This window comes from Sphingomonas sp., from assembly GCF_019746015.1.
Taxonomy (GTDB): Bacteria; Pseudomonadota; Alphaproteobacteria; order Sphingomonadales; family Sphingomonadaceae; genus Sphingomonas.
Genome location: NZ_JAIESM010000085.1, coordinates 1 through 16,360, shown reverse-complemented (window position 1 = coordinate 16,360; position 16,360 = coordinate 1). Strand labels below are relative to the sequence as shown.

The 16,360-nt window shown below is 68.1% G+C and carries 15 protein-coding genes and 1 pseudogene; 8 read left to right on the top strand and 8 right to left on the bottom strand.

Features of this window, described 5'->3' with window-relative positions; all coding sequences use genetic code 11:
- Together K2Y03_RS11845 and K2Y03_RS11840 are read right to left on the bottom strand one after the other, a co-directional pair.
- Nucleotides 1-716: pseudogene (locus K2Y03_RS11845) on the bottom strand (F0F1 ATP synthase subunit alpha); the annotation flags it as partial.
- A 31-nt stretch (nt 717-747) separates the two neighbouring features.
- Complete coding sequence (locus K2Y03_RS11840) at nt 748-1,296, bottom strand: F0F1 ATP synthase subunit delta (RefSeq protein WP_294090902.1); 549 nt, start codon at nt 1,294-1,296, stop codon at nt 748-750.
- Nucleotides 1,297-1,562: 266 nt separating this feature from the next.
- On the opposite strand from K2Y03_RS11840, the gene K2Y03_RS11835 reads away from it, so the two are divergent.
- Entirely contained in the window at nt 1,563-3,308 is a 1,746-nt protein-coding gene (locus tag K2Y03_RS11835; RefSeq protein ID WP_294090901.1) for a methyl-accepting chemotaxis protein, read from the top strand.
- 58 nt (nt 3,309-3,366) lie between these two features.
- Entirely contained in the window at nt 3,367-4,047 is a 681-nt protein-coding gene (locus K2Y03_RS11830; protein ID WP_294090900.1) for a dienelactone hydrolase family protein, read from the top strand.
- Nucleotides 4,048-4,213: 166 nt separating this feature from the next.
- Here K2Y03_RS11830 and K2Y03_RS11825 read toward each other — a convergent pair whose 3' ends face one another.
- Both K2Y03_RS11825 and K2Y03_RS11820 read right to left on the bottom strand, forming a co-directional pair.
- Complete coding sequence (locus K2Y03_RS11825; RefSeq protein ID WP_294090899.1) at nt 4,214-5,725, bottom strand: serine protease; 1,512 nt, start codon at nt 5,723-5,725, stop codon at nt 4,214-4,216.
- A 53-nt stretch (nt 5,726-5,778) separates the two neighbouring features.
- Nucleotides 5,779-7,944: a primosomal protein N' gene (locus K2Y03_RS11820; RefSeq protein ID WP_294090897.1), complete on the bottom strand. Its 2,166-nt coding sequence runs from the start codon at nt 7,942-7,944 to the stop codon at nt 5,779-5,781.
- A gap of 108 nt (nt 7,945-8,052) precedes the next feature.
- On the opposite strand from K2Y03_RS11820, the gene fsa reads away from it, so the two are divergent.
- From fsa to K2Y03_RS11795, 5 genes are all read left to right on the top strand, one after another.
- Entirely contained in the window at nt 8,053-8,706 is a 654-nt protein-coding gene (fsa, locus tag K2Y03_RS11815; protein WP_294090896.1) for a fructose-6-phosphate aldolase, read from the top strand.
- A 10-nt stretch (nt 8,707-8,716) separates the two neighbouring features.
- Nucleotides 8,717-9,121: a hypothetical protein gene (locus tag K2Y03_RS11810; RefSeq protein WP_294090894.1), complete on the top strand. Its 405-nt coding sequence runs from the start codon at nt 8,717-8,719 to the stop codon at nt 9,119-9,121.
- 77 nt (nt 9,122-9,198) lie between these two features.
- Nucleotides 9,199-10,074 (top strand): tyrosine-type recombinase/integrase, encoded by an 876-nt coding sequence (locus tag K2Y03_RS11805; protein ID WP_294090893.1) that lies wholly within the window; start codon nt 9,199-9,201, stop codon nt 10,072-10,074.
- Nucleotides 10,075-10,157: 83 nt separating this feature from the next.
- The gene (locus tag K2Y03_RS11800) at nt 10,158-10,445 is read left to right on the top strand and encodes a hypothetical protein (RefSeq protein ID WP_294090892.1); all 288 of its coding nucleotides are present in this window, start codon (nt 10,158-10,160) and stop codon (nt 10,443-10,445) included.
- Nucleotides 10,417-10,902 (top strand): hypothetical protein, encoded by a 486-nt coding sequence (locus tag K2Y03_RS11795; RefSeq protein WP_294090891.1) that lies wholly within the window; start codon nt 10,417-10,419, stop codon nt 10,900-10,902. Before K2Y03_RS11800 ends, K2Y03_RS11795 begins: the two co-directional genes overlap by 29 nt.
- Nucleotides 10,903-10,965: 63 nt before the next feature.
- Here K2Y03_RS11795 and gshB read toward each other — a convergent pair whose 3' ends face one another.
- The 3 genes from gshB to rsmI all read right to left on the bottom strand — a co-directional run bounded on the left by gshB (nt 10,966) and on the right by rsmI (nt 13,333).
- Complete coding sequence (gshB, locus tag K2Y03_RS11790; protein ID WP_294090890.1) at nt 10,966-11,919, bottom strand: glutathione synthase; 954 nt, start codon at nt 11,917-11,919, stop codon at nt 10,966-10,968.
- 204 nt (nt 11,920-12,123) lie between these two features.
- On the bottom strand, nt 12,124-12,492 hold the full coding sequence (locus tag K2Y03_RS11785) for a YraN family protein (protein ID WP_294090888.1): 369 nt from the start codon (nt 12,490-12,492) through the stop codon (nt 12,124-12,126).
- The gene (rsmI, locus tag K2Y03_RS11780; RefSeq protein WP_294090886.1) at nt 12,485-13,333 is read right to left on the bottom strand and encodes a 16S rRNA (cytidine(1402)-2'-O)-methyltransferase; all 849 of its coding nucleotides are present in this window, start codon (nt 13,331-13,333) and stop codon (nt 12,485-12,487) included. The genes K2Y03_RS11785 and rsmI overlap by 8 nt, the downstream gene beginning before the upstream one ends.
- Before the next feature lie 12 nt (nt 13,334-13,345).
- On the opposite strand from rsmI, the gene K2Y03_RS11775 reads away from it, so the two are divergent.
- Complete coding sequence (locus K2Y03_RS11775) at nt 13,346-14,566, top strand: penicillin-binding protein activator (RefSeq protein ID WP_294090884.1); 1,221 nt, start codon at nt 13,346-13,348, stop codon at nt 14,564-14,566.
- Nucleotides 14,567-15,039: 473 nt separating this feature from the next.
- Here the strand turns inward: K2Y03_RS11775 and hemW are convergent, their stop codons facing one another.
- Nucleotides 15,040-16,212, bottom strand: coding sequence for a radical SAM family heme chaperone HemW (hemW, locus tag K2Y03_RS11770; protein ID WP_294090882.1), 1,173 nt, complete (start codon nt 16,210-16,212; stop codon nt 15,040-15,042).
- Between the last annotated feature and the right edge of the window lie 148 nt (nt 16,213-16,360).

Below are 16,360 nucleotides of genomic sequence, written 5' to 3'. Positions count from 1 at the left end.
GGTTCCGACGCGGTCGCGGCGACCACGATCGAATATTCCATCGCGCCATTTTCTTCGAGCTGGCGAACGATCTGCGCAACGGTCGAGCGCTTCTGGCCGATTGCGACATAGATGCAGTAGAGCTTCTTGCTCTCGTCGCTGCCCTGGTTGATCGACTTCTGGTTGATGAAGGTGTCGATGGCGACGGCGGTCTTGCCGGTCTGGCGGTCACCGATGATCAGCTCGCGCTGGCCACGGCCAACCGGCACCAGCGCGTCGATGGCCTTCAGGCCGGTCTGCACCGGCTCGTGCACCGACTTGCGCGGGATGATGCCCGGTGCCTTCACTTCGACGCGGCGGCGCTCGGTTGACTCGATCGGGCCCTTGCCGTCGATCGGGTTGCCCAGCGCGTCGACCACGCGGCCCAGCAGGCCACGGCCCACCGGCACGTCCACGATGGTGCCGGTGCGCTTCACCATGTCGCCTTCGCCGATTTCGGCGTCGGAGCCGAAGATCACGACGCCGACATTGTCGGCTTCCAGGTTCAGCGCCATGCCCTGCACGCCATTGGCGAATTCCACCATTTCGCCGGCCTGGACATTGTCCAGCCCGTGAATGCGGGCGATGCCGTCACCCACCGACAGCACTTGGCCGGTTTCGGAAACCTGGGCCTCGGTGCCGAAGCTGGCGATCTGGTCCTTGATGACCTTCGAAATTTCTGCGGCGCGGATATCCATGTTCAACCTTTCCCCGACAGCGCGAACGCCGTCATCCTTTCATTGCATGCGCGAGCGCGTTCAAACGGGTCTTGATCGAGCTGTCGATCATCTGGCTGCCGATGCGGACCATCAGCCCGCCCAGCAGCGACGGGTCCACCGTCAGGTCAACCGCCACGTCGCGGCCCAGCCGCTGGCGCAGCGCTGCCTTCAGCGCATCGACCTGAGCGGCATCGAGCGGGTGGGCGGATGCGACTTCGGCCGTCGTCTCGCCGCGATGCGCGGCGGCAAGCAGGCGGAAGGTGCGGATGATCGCGCTCAGCTGGCCCAGCCGGCGGTTCTGCGCCAGCACACCCAGAAAGTTGCGGGTGGTGGCGGAGAGGCCGAGCGCCTCGCCGGTCGCGGCAATCGCCTTCAGCGCGTCACTCCGGCTGACCAGCGGGCTGGTGGTGAGGCGGGCGAGATCGGCCGAGTCGTCCAGCGCCTGGCGCAGCCTGGCCAGGTCGCCTTCCACCGCGTCGATTGCCTTGGTCTCGGCGGCAATTTCAAACAGGGCGGTCGCATAACGCCCGGGCAGGCTTGCCTGAATACCGCTGCTCATCTGGCCGCTGGAAATCTCCACGCGATCGAAACCCTCTTGTCGAAAAGGAAATGGCCCCAGTGGCGTTGGGGCAGCCCCTGCCCCCCGCTGGGTTGCGCGGCGGTTAGCACCGCAATCATGGCGATGCAAGCACCTGCCCGGAGTGGGTGGCATACCGTAAAAAAGCCGTGCCTTGTCACCTTGCTGTCACGCCCGGTTAAGCCCGTATTTGCCAAGCGCTGCCTAGGGAAGCCGGGCAATATTCCTGGACTGAGCCTTCTTCGCCAATGAGTACCCACCGCCTTCTTGCCTGGCTCCGCGACTATTTCCGGCCGCAACGCATCGCCGACCGGCTGAACCGGATCGTGTTTGCGCTGCTGGGCGTGCAGGCGCTGCTCGCGGTGGTGATGGTGGCGGGCGCAGTCTATACGCAGGGGACCGTTGCGCGGCTGGTCGACCAGCATCTGAGCCCGGTCAGCGAATTGCAGCGGATGACCGGCGGTTATGAAGCGATCCTCGCCACCGCCTATAAGGTGCAGAGCGGCGTCACCAGCGTGGCCGGCGCGATCGACGTGATCGAGGGCAGGCAGCGCACCATCGATGCCAGCTGGAACCATTTCGTCGCCCAGCCGGTGGAAAGCAAACACGCCGATGAACTGGCGCAGGTTGCTGCCGCGCGCGCCGAGGCCGATGCCGCGATTCGCAAGCTGGTGGCGATGCTGCGCGAAGGGCGGTCGGGCGACCTGGCCTTTTTCATCACCGGCCAGATGAACGGCGCCATCGATCCGCTGGTATCGGCCAGCGACATGCTGATCGACGGCCTGCGCGATGATGCGGAGGTCGAAAAGCGCGCGCTGGCCTGGCAATTCTATGTCACCGGCGCGATCGTCGCGGTGATTGCCGCGATTGCCGCCTTCATCGGCTGGCGTGGCGCGCGCCATGTCGCGCGGCAGATCAGCCGGCCGCTCGCCGAAATCGCGGTGGCGACGCAGGGCATTACCGACGACCGCCACGACGGCGCACTGCCCGGCCTCGACCGGCTCGATGAGATTGGCGACATTGCCCGCGCGCTGGCCTTTGCCCGGCAACGCTCGATCGAGGCGCGGCGCGCCGCCGACGATCGGCGCCAGGCCGAGGAGGCACTCCACCGGCGCGAGCGGGAAGACCATGCCGCCCAGGCGCGCCGCGCCGCCGATCTCGACCGGCTGTTCGCGCTGTTCGAGGGGGAGGCGGGCGTCGTGGTGCAGCAGCTGAAATCGGCCGGCCCGCGGCTGCGCGAGACGGCCGCCGCCATGTCTGCCGAGGCGGCCGAGGGCGAGCATCATGCGCTGGCAACCGTTGCTCAGGCGGAGCAGAGCGCGGGATCGGCGCGCACCATTGCCCATTCGGCCGCCGTGCTGGCCGCCGCGATCGAACAGATCAGCGATGCCGCGCAGGCCGCGCGCGACAGCGTCGGCACGGTGCGCGACCGCACCATTGCCGGCCGGCACGATGCAACCACGCTTGGCGAACTGGTGAGCGAGGTGGCAACGGTGCTCGACATGATTTCGGCGCTGGCCGGGCAGACCAATCTGCTCGCGCTCAACGCCACGATCGAGGCAGCGCGCGCCGGCGCAGCGGGGCGCGGCTTTGCCGTGGTGGCAGAGGAAGTGAAGGGCCTTGCGCGCCAGACCCAGGCGGCCGCCGGCAAGATCGAGGCGCGGCTGGCGGCGATCCGCTCGGCCAGCAACACCATGCTGGCGACCATCGAATCGGTCGACGCGCTGGTCGCCGGGCTCGACCAGTCCGCCGGCGACGTGGCGCAGGGCGTCACCCAGCAGCGCGACATGACGCGGCGCATCGCCAGCGCGATTGCCGAGGTGGAAGACGGCACCGCCCATGCCGCCCGCAACATGCAGGCACTGCACGAGCGCGCCGGCCATGCGCGCGGCGTGGCGACCGATCTGGCGCAGACCGCCGACGATGTGGCGGGCGCGGTGGAGGCGCTGCGCGGCCAGATCAACCGCCTGATCGCCGACGTGCGCGCGGCCTGATCCTCTCGACTTCGCCCGCCATCGGCGCCAGACAGGGGCACCGGATGGGAGAGCGATGATGGCCGATGGGCAGATGATCCGCATGACGATGGGCGACGGCGCCGAGATCGGCGTCTATCACGCGGTGCCCGCCGGCACCCGGCGCGGCGGCCTGGTGCTGGTGCAGGAGATTTTCGGCGTTACCGACCATATCCGCGAGCTGTGCGACGATTATGCGCGCGACGGGTATGAAGTGCTGGCGCCGGCGCTGTTCGACCGTGAGCATCCCGGCTTCGAGGCGGCCTATACCGGCCCCGATTTCGAACGCGCGGTAGAGCTTGCCCGCCAGCTTCACCCGTTCGAGCAGAGCCTGAAGGATGTGCAGACCTGCATCGATGCGCTGGCGGCAAAGGGCGGGCCGGTGTTCATCACCGGCTATTGCTATGGCGGGTCGGTCGCCTGGTATGCGGCGGCGCGCTGCACCGGGCTGGCGGCGGCCTCCAGCTATTATGGCAGCCTGGTGCCGGCGTGCGAGGATGCGCCCAAAGTGCCCGTCATCGCGCATTTCGGCCGCCATGATCAGGGCATTCCGATGGCCGGGGTGGAGGCACTGATCGCGCGCGCCTGGCCGGGGGCGACGATCCATGTGTATGAGGCCGGGCACGGCTTCAATTCGGACCGGCGCAAGGATTATCACGAACCCAGCGCCGACCTGGCGCGCGAACGCACGCTCGACCTGTTCGAGGCGAACGGGGGGTAGGGGTAACTCCTCCTCCCCTGAAGGGGAGGAGGTCGGGAGGTGGGGCCTCGATGCCGGGCGCGGCGCTTTTCTGGAGACGCCCCACCCCAACCCGTCCCCTGAAAGGGAGGGGCTTTGCGGGCAATAAGCGCCTCCCGCCGGCGGGGGGAGGCGCTACCGCCCGGCCTCAGGAGCCCGGCGTGCAGTCATAGCTCAGCCATTCGTCGGGCCGGCCGGGGAGCGCGGCACGGATGGCGTTCTGCTGTTGCTGCAATTGCAGCCGGTCGGCCTCGCTCGCGCTGCAGGCCTTCACCGTCACCGTGCCGCGCAGCTGCCGTACCCGCTCCATCTGCGACGCGGTCAGGTAATAGCGGTTGTCGGTATAGATGCGCGCCTCCGGCCGGTATTCGAGCAGCGACACGGTCTGATCGTTGCGAGGGACCAGGATGCGCTCCCATTTGCGGCCATTTTCGGCATATTGGGTGGACGCGTTCATGCACCCGTCCTTGCCCCAGTCGAGCGTCACATCCTGCACGCGCGACAGGTTGATGCGGCTGCGCTCGGGAATGATGCGGCAGCTGAGCTTGCCATAGGCGATGGGCGTGGTGGGGGCAGGGGTTGCCGCCGCGGCAGCGCTTGCCGGCACGTTCACCGGCCCCGTCGGCCGCAGGAAGAACAGCACCACCGCCGCCACCGTCAGCACCACGCCGCCCGCCAATGCGCCGCGCGCGCGCCGCTTCTGGCCCTGGCTGGCCGCCAGCCCCGCGCCGCCCACCGCCAGCGCGCCCAGCACCAGCAGCAAGGTGGCGCCGGCAATGAAATTCTCGCGCAGCCAATATTGCCGGGCGCGTGCCGCCTCCAGCGCGGCAGTGCGCAGTTCGGTGGCGCGCTGCGTTTCGGTTTGGGTGGTCGCCGCGCGCTCGGCATCGCGCCGGGCGGCTTCCTCCTCATCCTGTTTCAGCCGGTCCTCGGCGGAAACACAGGAGACGCCGGTGGTCATCGCCTCCTGCCCATGTTCGCGCAGAAAGGCGGCGAAATCGGTGTTGGCAATCGCAAAGCCGAAGGTCGAATCGCCTTCCTCCGCCCGGGTGATGGCCGAGTTGACGCCGATCACCCGCCCGCACTGGTCGAGCAGCGGCCCGCCCGAATTGCCGCGCGCGATGCTGGCGGTGTGGAGCAGCACGTCGACGCCGCTCATCGCGCGGCGCCCGGCAAAGCCGCCCTGCGAGCGCACCGGCGACAACGGGCGGATATAATCCTCGGCACTCTGCGCCGTGGCCAGGTCGACATTGCCCGGATAGCCCAGCGCAATCACCGGCTCGCCATCCGTCACCGGGCCGGGAAACAAGGTGAGCGGCGGCAGGCGCACGCCGACAAATTCGATCAGCGCCAGGTCGCGCCGCGCGTCATAGGCGATCAGGCGGCCGCGATAGCTCTTATTGCCTTCGGACGGCACCACGCCGATCACCACATTGGCCGGGTAGCGCGCGGCCAGTTCCACCACATGCGCATTGGTGACGATGCGGTTGGGGCCGACGGCAAAGCCGCTGCCATGGCCGAAGCCGACAATCTCGCCATCGGCCGAAGCGATGGTGACCACCCGCACCACCCCGCGCCCGGCGACCGAAATATCATCCGCCCGCGCCGGCGCGCCAAGACCAAGGAGAAGGAGCAGGGCAAGCAGCAGGCGGGCGATCATGCCCATCGTCTAGCCGATCGGCGGCCGGCATTGAACCGGGCGAACGGGCCCGCCTAGAGAAAATTATACGGGTCGACATCCACCGTCACCCGCACCTTGGCGGGCCAGTCGAGCGCGCCCAGCCAGTCGCGGATCGCGTCCTGCACGTCGAGCGTGCGGCGGGCATGGACGAGCAGGCGGAAGCGGTGGCGCCCGCGCAGCATGGCGAGCGGCGCGGGGGCGGGGCCATAGACCTCCATCCCGTCCACCTTGGGCGCCGATTTCTTCAGCTGGTGCGCCACGCTGTCGGCGGTGCCCTTGTCCTCGCTCGATATGACCAGCGCCACGAAGCGGCCAAAGGGCGGCGCGCCCGCCTCGCGCCGTTCCTCGGTCTCGGCCGCGTAGAAGGCGTCGCGGTCGCCCGCGATCAGCGCGCGCAGCACCGGGGCGGCGGGATCATGCGTCTGCAGCAGCACCCGGCCCGGCTTGGCGCCGCGCCCGGCACGCCCCGCCACCTGGCTGATCTGCTGAAAGGTGCGCTCCGCCGCGCGCAGATCGCCGCCCTTCAGCGTCAGATCGGCATCGACCACGCCGACCAGGGTCAGGTTGGGAAAGTGATAGCCCTTGGTGATCAGCTGGGTGCCGATGACGATGTCGATATCGCCCGCCTCCATCCGGTGGACGAACTCGGCCGCCTTGGCGGGGGACCAGATGGTGTCGGAGGTGACGACCGCGCGTTTCGCCTCGGGCCAGAGCAGGGCCGCCTCGTCCGCGATCCGCTCGACGCCCGGGCCGCACGCGACCAGCGTGTCGGGATTGCCGCATTCGGGGCACGCCTCCGGCACGCGCTCGACATGGCCGCAATGGTGGCAGGCCAGCCGCGCGACCAGCCGGTGCTCCACCATCCAGGCGGTGCAATTGGGGCATTGGAAGCGGTGGCCACAGGTGCGGCACAAGGTGAGCGGGGCAAAGCCGCGCCGGTTGAGGAACAGCAGCGCCTGCTCGCCGCGCGCCAGCGTTTCGTCGATCGCGGTCACCAGCGGTGGGCTCAGCCAGCGGCCGCGCTCGGGCGGGGTCGCGATCAGATCGACGGGGGTGATCGCGGGCAGCTGTGCCGGGCCATAGCGGCCGGGCAGTGTCACCTCGGCATAGCGGCCGGCGGCCACCTGCTGGCGGGTTTCGATGGCTGGCGTTGCGGTGGCCAGAATGACCGGGCACTGTTCGAACTTGCCGCGCATCACCGCCACGTCGCGCGCATGATAATGCACGCCTTCTTCCTGCTTGAAGCTGGTTTCGTGCGCTTCGTCGACCACGATCAGCCCCAGCCGCGCATAGGGCAGGAACAGCGCGGAGCGCGCGCCCACTGTCACCCGCGCCTCGCCGCTGGCAATCGCGCGCCAGGCGCGGCGCCGTTCGGACTGGCGCAGGTCCGAATGCCAGGCGACGGGCGCGGTGCCGAAGCGGCCGGCAAAGCGCTTCAGAAACGGCTCGGTCAGCGCAATTTCGGGGAGCAGCACCAGCACCTGCTGCCCCTGGCGCAGCGCTTCGGCAATCGCCTCGAAATAAACCTCGGTCTTGCCCGATCCGGTGACCCCGTCGAGCAGGATGGGGGCAAAGGCGTGGGCGGCCACTGCGCCCGTCAGCTGCGCGGCGGCGGCGGCCTGTGCGGGGGAGAGCACCGGCACCGCATGGTCTGGCGCGGGGGCGGGGAAGGGGGCGTCGGGCGCCACCGCCACCGCCTCCAGCACGCCGAGCTTCGCCAGCCCGCGCACCACCGCGTCGGACACGCCGGCAAGGGCGGCCAGCTCGCGGATGCTGCCCTGCCGCTCGCCGATTGCCGCCATTGCCTGTTCGCGCTGCGGGGTCAGCCGGTCGGGGACAAGGCCGGTCGCGCGATATTCGGTGATCGCCTGCGCGGGGTTCAGCGCGGCGGTGGAGGGCATCGCCATGCGCAGCACGGCGGCGAGCGGCGCCAGATAATAGTCCGCCGTCCATTCGATCAGCCGGCGCAACGCGGCCGGAATCGGCGGCGCATCGGCCACCGCGATCAGGTTGCGCAGCCGGTTGTCGCCCACGGGGTCGGCGGGCAGCCGGTCCTCCTCCCACACCACGCCGATCAGCTGGCGGGGGCCAAGCGGCGCGACGACGATGCTGCCCGGCGCCACCGCCATGCCCTGCGGCACGCGATAGTCGAGCGGCCCCAGCGCGGAATTCATCACGATGACACGGGCACGGCTCATGCCCGCCTCCTTCGGGGCGCGCGCGGGCGATGGCAAGCCTTCCCGCCGCGCGCGCTTTGGGTTAGGCGGCGGCGAACCCAGTCGTCCGCAACCGAAAGGCCCGCGCCCATGAAATTCTTCGTCGATACCGCCGACACCGCCGAAATCCGCGATCTGGCCGCGTCGGGCCTGGTTGACGGCGTCACCACCAACCCCTCGCTGATCGCCAAGTCGGGCCGCAATTTCCTGGAAGTGGTGGCGGAAATCTGCGGCATCACGCCGGGGCCGGTCTCCGCCGAAGTGGTCGCGCTCGACCATGAAGGGATGATGCGCGAGGCGGAAATCCTGCGGAAGATCGCCGACAATGTCACCATCAAGGTGCCGCTGACCATCGACGGCCTCAAGACCTGCAAGGCGCTGACCGATGAGGGCACGATGGTGAACGTGACCTTGTGCTTTTCCGCCAATCAGGCGCTGCTGGCGGCCAAGGCGGGCGCGACCTTCATTTCGCCGTTCGTCGGCCGGCACGACGATGTCGGCTTCGACGGGATGGACCTGATCCGCGACATCCGCCTGATTTACGACAATTACGCCTTCGACACCGAAATCCTGGTGGCGAGCGTGCGCCACCCGGTGCACATTCTGGAAAGCGCGCGCATCGGCGCCGACGTGATGACCGCACCCCCGGCCGTCATCCGCCAGCTCGTGAAGCACCCGCTGACCGACAAGGGCATCGAGGGCTTTCTGGCCGACTGGGCGAAGACCGGGCAGAGCATCGGTTGAGGGTAGAGCAATGCCTGAGTTCAAGACGTTGCGTGAAGCCTTTGGTTTTTTTGGTGCCAAGGCAGTAAATCCGCGGTGGGCGTGGGCTGCACAATCCCAAGACGGGTCGGTTGTCGTCCTCGCTATGTGGGTTGACTTCACGCGGCTCGAAAATGGAAAGTCGATTTATGACACTCGTGGTCGCCACGACCGAGATGAATGGATCAGACGCCCCGGAAATAAGGATCGTCTCCGGAAATTGAGACATGTTCGCGATCATTGCGGGGGCAAATTTCGCGTTGTGCACGTCCAAGCTGTTGATCGTTCCGCGCCAGTCCGGTCGACGACAGGCAAGTATCGGGCCGATGCCGACCTGGTAATGACCTTGGTTGAGCTGAATGAAACGACAGGCGAGTTTTTGGCGATCAGCGCTTAGGGCCCCCGCTCGCTGTCCGTGCCGTGCTGGGGCACTGCCCCTCCCCAAAACCCGTCCGGACAGCTAGACGGTGCGCTATGGCGCTTTCCCAAGCCTTTGCGGAGCATCTCGCCCGTGACCGCCGGCGCTCGGCGCATACGGTGCGGGCTTACCGGGCGAGCGCGGAGCGGCTGGTCGCGTTCCTGCAGAGCCATTGGGGTGCGCCGGTCGATGCAGCAGCACTTGGCGGCCTGAGCGCGGCCGATCTGCGCGCCTATCTGGCGATGCGGCGGCGCGAGGGGCTGGGCAATGCGGCAACCGCGCGCGAACTGTCTGCGGTGCGCGCCTTTCTGGGCTTTGCCGGGGTGGCCGCGCCGGCGCTCAAAGGCCCCAAGGTGCCGCGCGGGGTGCCGCGCCCGGTCTCCCCGGCCGAAGCGGTCGCGCTGGCCGAGGACGTGGCGGAGGATGCGGCCGAGCCCTGGATTGCCGCGCGCGATCTTGCCGTGCTGCTGCTGCTCTATGGCGCGGGCCTGCGCATTGGCGAGGCGCTGGGGCTGACCGGCGCCGCCCTGCCGCTGGGCGAGGCGATGATGGTGACGGGCAAGCGCGCCAAGACGCGCGTCGTGCCGCTGCTGCCGCAGGTGCGCGCGGCGGTGGCGGCCTATGTCGCGGCCTGCCCCTGGCCGATCACGCGGGAGGCGCCGCTGTTTCGTGGGGCAAAGGGGGGCGCGCTGTCACCCGCGGTCATCCGCCGTTCGGTGCGCGCGGCGCGGGCACGGCTGGGGCTGGGCGCGCGCACCACGCCGCACGCGCTGCGCCATTCCTTCGCCAGCCACCTGCTCGCGCGTGGCGCCGATCTGCGCAGCCTGCAGGAACTGCTGGGCCATGCCAGCCTCAGCTCGACGCAGATTTATACCCAGGTCGATGCCGCGCACCTGCTCGACGTGTATCGGAACGCCCACCCGCGGGCTTGAGGGGGGGCTTGTCGTGCAGTTCAAAGAGATGCCTTATTGAAACTGCAACCTTGCGACAGTAGGTTGGTGGGCGAGGAATTGCGATGGATGCTGCTCTCCAAAAAGCGATAGAGGAATTGATCGGCACGCGCTTTGAAGGCGCAACGATCGACCGCATCGATTTTGAAGCTACTGAGGATAGCGATGGCGATCCGGTGCTTTGGATCACCATAGTGTTCGACTCGGAAATGTCTCAGATTAAGTCCGGCCGCATGGCGGGGCTTGCTCGCCATTTGCGTCCGGCGCTGATAGAGCAAAAAGAAGAGCGATTTCCAATGGTTCGCTTTATGTCTAAACGGGATCATGATCGCTTGGATCATGTTGCCGCTTGATCTGATTCGATCCGCTAATGAAATGATTGCTGCCAACCGAGGCAAGCCTTCACAGGTCAGCCTTCGCCGCGCAACGAGTTCGGCATATTATGCGATGTTTCATTGCCTAGCTCGATGCTGTGCCGATCTGCTGATTGGCGGCACAAACTCAGACCGAAGCAAGCCTGCTTGGCGCCAAACATACCGCGCATTGGAGTATGGTACGGCAAAAACCGCTTGTCGCGATGGCGACATCAAAAAATTTCCCAAGGAAATTGAGGATTTTGCTAATCAATTTGTCATTCTGCAAGAGGCTCGCCATAAAGCTGATTATGACCCTCTGGAGAGATTTTACAAATCATCAGTTCAGGCTGATGTTAGGTTAGCAGAAGAGACAATCAAAGCTTTCCAAAATTCGTCAACAAAAGATCGTCGCGCATTTGCAGCATTTGTTCTTTTTAGAAAATCTAGGAGATAGCCATTATCCCCGGCGATTAATAATCTATAATCGCCGGGGATAAAAAGCGTTTAAGCTCAGTTTTTATTGGTCGGCAAGTTTCACCTCGATCGCGTCCCAGATCAGGCCGGCGACATCGGTGCCGTCAAACCGTTCGATGGCGACGATGCCGGTGGGGGAAGTGACGTTGATCTCGGTCAGCCATTTGCCGCCGATCACGTCGATGCCGACGAACATCAGCCCGCGCGCCTTCAGCTCTGGCCCCAGCGCCGCGCAAATCTCGCGCTCTTCCTCGGTCAGCACGGTCTTTTCCGCCGAGCCGCCGACCGCGAGATTGCTGCGGATTTCGCCCGCGCCCGGCAGCCGGTTGATCGCGCCCGCCACCTCGCCGTCGATCAGCACGATGCGTTTGTCGCCTTTCGCCACATCGGGCAGGAAGGCCTGCACCATATGCGGTTCGCGCCAGGCGGTGTTGAACACCTCGATCAGCGCGGACAGGTTGGCGCCGTCGCTCCCCACGCGGAAGATCGCCTTGCCGCCATTGCCGTGGAGCGGCTTGACCACGATCTCGCCATGCTCGGCGAGAAACGCGCGCGCCTCGTCCAGCGAGCGGGTGACGAGGGTGGGCGGCATGAAGCGCGCATAATCGAGCACGAACACTTTTTCGGGCGCATTGCGCACCGCGACCGGATTGTTGACCACCAGCGTGCGGTCCATGATCCGCTCCAGCAGGTGCGTCGCGGTGATATAGCCCAGGTCGAAGGGCGGGTCCTGCCGCATCAGCACCACATCGGCCTCCGCCCCCAGGTCGAGCGGCACCGGATCGCCGAACGCATAATGTTTGCCCGCCACGCGCTGCACCGTGACCGGATGCGCGCGCGCCCAGACGCGGCCATCGGCATAGTTCAGCGCGTCGGCCAGATAGTGGAACAGCCGGTGCCCGCGCGCCTGTGCCGCCAGCATCAGCGCAAAGGTGGAATCGCCGCCGATATTGATCTGGTCGAGCGGGTCCATCTGGACGGCGACGGTCAGGGTCATGGGGCAGCTCCTTTGTCGCGCTTGGCCTATCGTGGCGACGCGGCTTCGTCGAGGCTGGGCATGAGTTTTTGGTTTGTCTTCAGCTTCGCTGAAGCGGCACCGGCCCGCTCCCCCACCCGACCTCCCACGATGGTATCCTTGATGGGAGGCCGGGTGGGGGAGCGGGCCGGCACCGTCACGGTTTCAGTGAAACTGAAACCAACCTCAACCAAACCACGCATTTTCAATGTGGCGCGGCGGCACGCCCGGCGCAATCAGCAGCACGTCGATGCGGATGTCGTCGCCCGGCCGGGCATAGGTTGCCGCCAGAATTTCGGCCGCCGCCGCCACCCGCGCCAGCCGGCGCTCGTCGATCGCATCGGCCAGCGCTTCCGCCGTCGCGCGCAGCTTCACCTCGACAAAGGCGACCAGCCCGGCGCGGCGGGCGACCAGATCGACCTCGCCGGCGGCCGTGCGCACCCGGCGTGCCAGGATCGTCCAGCCGCGCTCGCCGAGCCAGGCGGCGGCGCGTTCTTCGCCGCGCCGGCCCATGGCTTCGGCCGCGCGGCGGCTGTCGGTCGGGCGCTCAGCCATTTTTCAGCGCCAGCGCCCGGGCATAGAGCGTGCGCCGGTCGAGCCCCAGCGCGCGCGCAACTTCGCTTGCCGCCTGCCCAACGGGGAGCCGGGTCAGCGCCTCGGCAAGTGCCGCGTCGGCCATGTCGGCGCTCGGCGGGGGCGCGGCGCCCGGCGGGCCGACGACGATCACGATCTCGCCCCGGGGCGCGGCATCGGCATAGCGCGCGGCCAGATCTGCCAGCGTGCCGGTGACCGCTTCTTCATGAAGCTTGGTGATTTCGCGTGCCACGGCGGCCTCGCGCGGGCCCAGCCCGGCCGCGAGGTCCGCCAGGCACGCCGCCAGCCGCGGGCCGCTTTCGTAGAAGACCAGCGTCGCGCGCACGCCGGCGACCTCGGCAATCGCCCCTGCCCGCGCCGCCGCCTTGGCGGGCAGGAAGCCGATGAACAGGAAGCGGTCGGTGGGCAGCCCCGCCAGCGTGAGCGCGGCAATCGCGGCGCAGGGGCCGGGCACCGTCACCACATTGCACCCCGCCGCGCGCGCATCGCGCACCAGCTTGTAGCCGGGGTCGGAGATGAGCGGCGTGCCCGCGTCCGACACCAAAGCCACCACGCCTTCGCTTGCCCGCGCGATGATGCCGGGGCGGACCGTTTCGGCATTATGGTCGTTATAGGGCTGCATCGGCCGCTTCAGCCCCAGATGGTGGAGCAGCCGGGCCGTCACGCGGGTGTCTTCGGCGGCAATTAGATCGGCTGCCCCAAGCACTTGTGCGGCGCGGGCCGAGATATCGCCGAGATTGCCGATTGGCGTGGCCACGATATACAGGCCGGGTGCGAATTCGGGGTTGAGTTGGGCAGGCATCGGGGAACACACATGGCAGAGGCGGCACGGATACCGCAACCTTCGGCGCCGGCATGGCGCGCGCCACTGGCCGGGGCGCGCCGGCTGGCGGTGCTCGCGCTGGGGCTGGCGCTGGCCGCCTGCTCCACCGTGGTGCCGCGCACCCAGGGGCCGGCGCCCACCCAGCAAGGCCCTGCGCGCCCGGCGCCCACCGCCGCCCCGCGCATCGACTCGACGATTCCGCAGGATACGCAGCGCCACAGCATCGCGCTGCTGGTGCCGATGACGGGTGCCAATGCCGCCGTCGGGCAGAGCATCGCCAATGCGACGCAGCTGGCCATTCTGGATACCAAGACCGACCGTATCCGCGTGACCACTTATGACACCACGCCCGGTGCGGCGGCGGCGGCACAGCGCGCGCTTGCCGATGGCAACCGGCTGATCCTGGGGCCGTTGCTGGCCGATGATGTGCGCGTCATCGCGCCGCTGGCGCGCGCGGCGCGGGTGCCGGTAATCACCTTTTCCAACGATGCCAGCGTGGCGGGCGGCGGCACCTATGTGCTGGGCTATACCCCGGCCCAGTCGATCACGCGGGTGGTGAGCTTTGCCGCCTCGCGCGGGATCCGCGAATTTGCCGGGCTGATCCCCAACGGGCTGTATGGTGATCGGGCGGCGACTGCCTTTCTGCGCGCGGTGGAGGCGGCCGGAGGCCAGGTGCTGGCGCTCCAGACCTATGACCGGCAACCGGGCGCGCTGGGCGCCGCGGTGCAGCGGCTGGCCAAGAGCGGGCCATATCGCGCCGTGCTGATCGCCGATTCGGGCGGCACCGGTGCAGTGGCGGTGCCGCTGATCCGGCGCAGCGGCGGCGCGACTGCCCAGATCATGGGCACCGATCTGTGGAATACCGAGACATCGCTGGCCAGCAATCCGGCGCTGAACGGGGCGTGGTATGCCAGCGTCTCCAACGCGCTCTACCGCCAATATGCGATCAAATATCGCGCCCGCTTCGGCACCGCGCCGTTTCGCCTGTCGAGCCTTGGCTATGACGCGGTGCTGCTGACCGTGCGGATCGTGCGCGACTGGCCGATCGGCACGCCGTTTCCGGTCGCGCGGCTGGCGGACCGGGGCGGCTTTGCCGGGCTGGACGGTGCCTTCCGCTTCGGCGCCGATGGCGTGGCCGAGCGCGCATTGGAAGTGCAGGAATTCCGCGCCGGCACCACCGCCACGATCAGCCCCGCCCCGGCGGGTTTTTGAGCGTCGGAATTTGAGGATTAGAGAAAGCCCCTCCCCTTCAGGGGAGGGGTGCGGTTAGCCCCTAGCGCGCGCCGCGAACGCGGCAACCGTCACCCCGGGCTTGACCCGGGGTCCCGCTTTTGTCGCCGTCGCAAAGGCAGCGGGGCCCCGGATCAAGTCCGGGGCGACGGGAGGGTGATGCGGGTTGATCACCAGCGATGTGCTGATGGCGGCGTCGGGCGGCTTGGTACCCCCGTTCGCTTCGGATCGTCCGACTGGCGGGGCAGCGGTTTCGAACGGGCGTTGGCCCGGCCCCGGCGGGGTTTTGAGCGTCCTCTCCCCTTGAGGGGAGGGGTTGGGGTGGGTCTGTCTAGCGAACATTGAAACCCGTTCGTGTTGAGCGAAGTCGAGACACGCGGCCCTCGCGCAGCGCATGCCATCGCGTCCCTCGACTTTGCTCGGGACGAACGGGTTCGTAATCAGCTCGATCGCCCCTAGCGCGCGAGGGCCGCGATCACCGCGTTCAGCACCAGCATGCCGGCGCCCGTCGCGCGCAGATGGGTGCCGTGCTGGTCGATCAGCCCTTCGGCGGTAAGCAACCGGGCGGCGCCCGTGTCGATTGCCTCGTCCACCGCCACGCCGCCCAGCGCCGCCACGCGCGCCAGGTCGATGCCGGCGTCGAGCCGGAGGCCCATCACCAGCGCCTCGTGCATCCGCTCGCGCGGGGAAAGCGCGGTTTCGCTTTCCAGCCCGTCGCCGCGCCGGTCGATCGCCGCCAGCCAGTTTTCGGGCTTTTTGTGGCGCAGCGTCGCCAGCCCGCCGCGCCGGCCATGCGCACCGGGGCCGATGCCAGCATAATCGCCATAGCGCCAGTAAGTCAGGTTGTGGCGGCTTTCCGCGCCCGGCCGGGCGTGGTTGGAGACTTCATAGGCCGGGAGCCCCGCCGCCGCCGTAACACCGCGCGTCAGCTCGAACAGGCCGGCGGCGTCGTCCTCGCCGGGCAGGGTCAGCCGCCCCGCCGCCGCCTCGGTCGCAAAGCGCGTGCCCGGCTCGATGGTCAGCTGATAGAGCGACAGATGCTCGGTGCCGAAGCTAAGCGCGCGGGTCAGTTCGGCCTCCCACGCGGCCGCGCTCTGGCCGGGGCGGGCATAGATCAGGTCGAAGCTGACCCGGCCAAAGGCGGCCTGTGCGGTGTCGAGCGCGGCCAGCCCCTCCGCCACGCCATGCGCGCGGCCGAGATGGGCAAGCGCTGCATCGTCCAGCGCCTGCAGCCCCAGCGACACGCGGTTGACGCCGGCCGCCGCCAGATCGGCAAAGCGCGCCGCCTCCACCGAGCTGGGATTGGCTTCCAGCGTGATCTCGATGCCGGGCGCAAAGCCCCAGGCCTGCTCGGCCGCCTCGATCAGCGCGGCAACCGTTGCCGGCGGCATCAGGCTGGGGGTGCCGCCGCCGAAGAAGATGGAGGAAAGCGGCCCCGTCGTCCGCCCCGCCTCATGCGCAAGATCGGCCAGCAGCGCGGCGCGCCAGCGATGCTGATCGACCGCGGCGCGGACATGGCTGTTGAAGTCGCAATAGGGGCATTTGGAAACGCAGAACGGCCAGTGTACATAAAGCGCCAGCGGCGCGCGTGAAGGGCCGTTGGGGGCGGGATGGAGGAGAGGAGACATGCGCTTCGTTATCCTGTTTATCGCATCGGCTGCCGCGCTGCCAAATGTGGCGCACGCCCAGTCGAACTTGGCCAGCGCGATCTGCGCAGGCGCGCCGGGGACGCACAAGCCCGGCAATCTGCGCGCGGCGATGCTGGGCATCCACAAC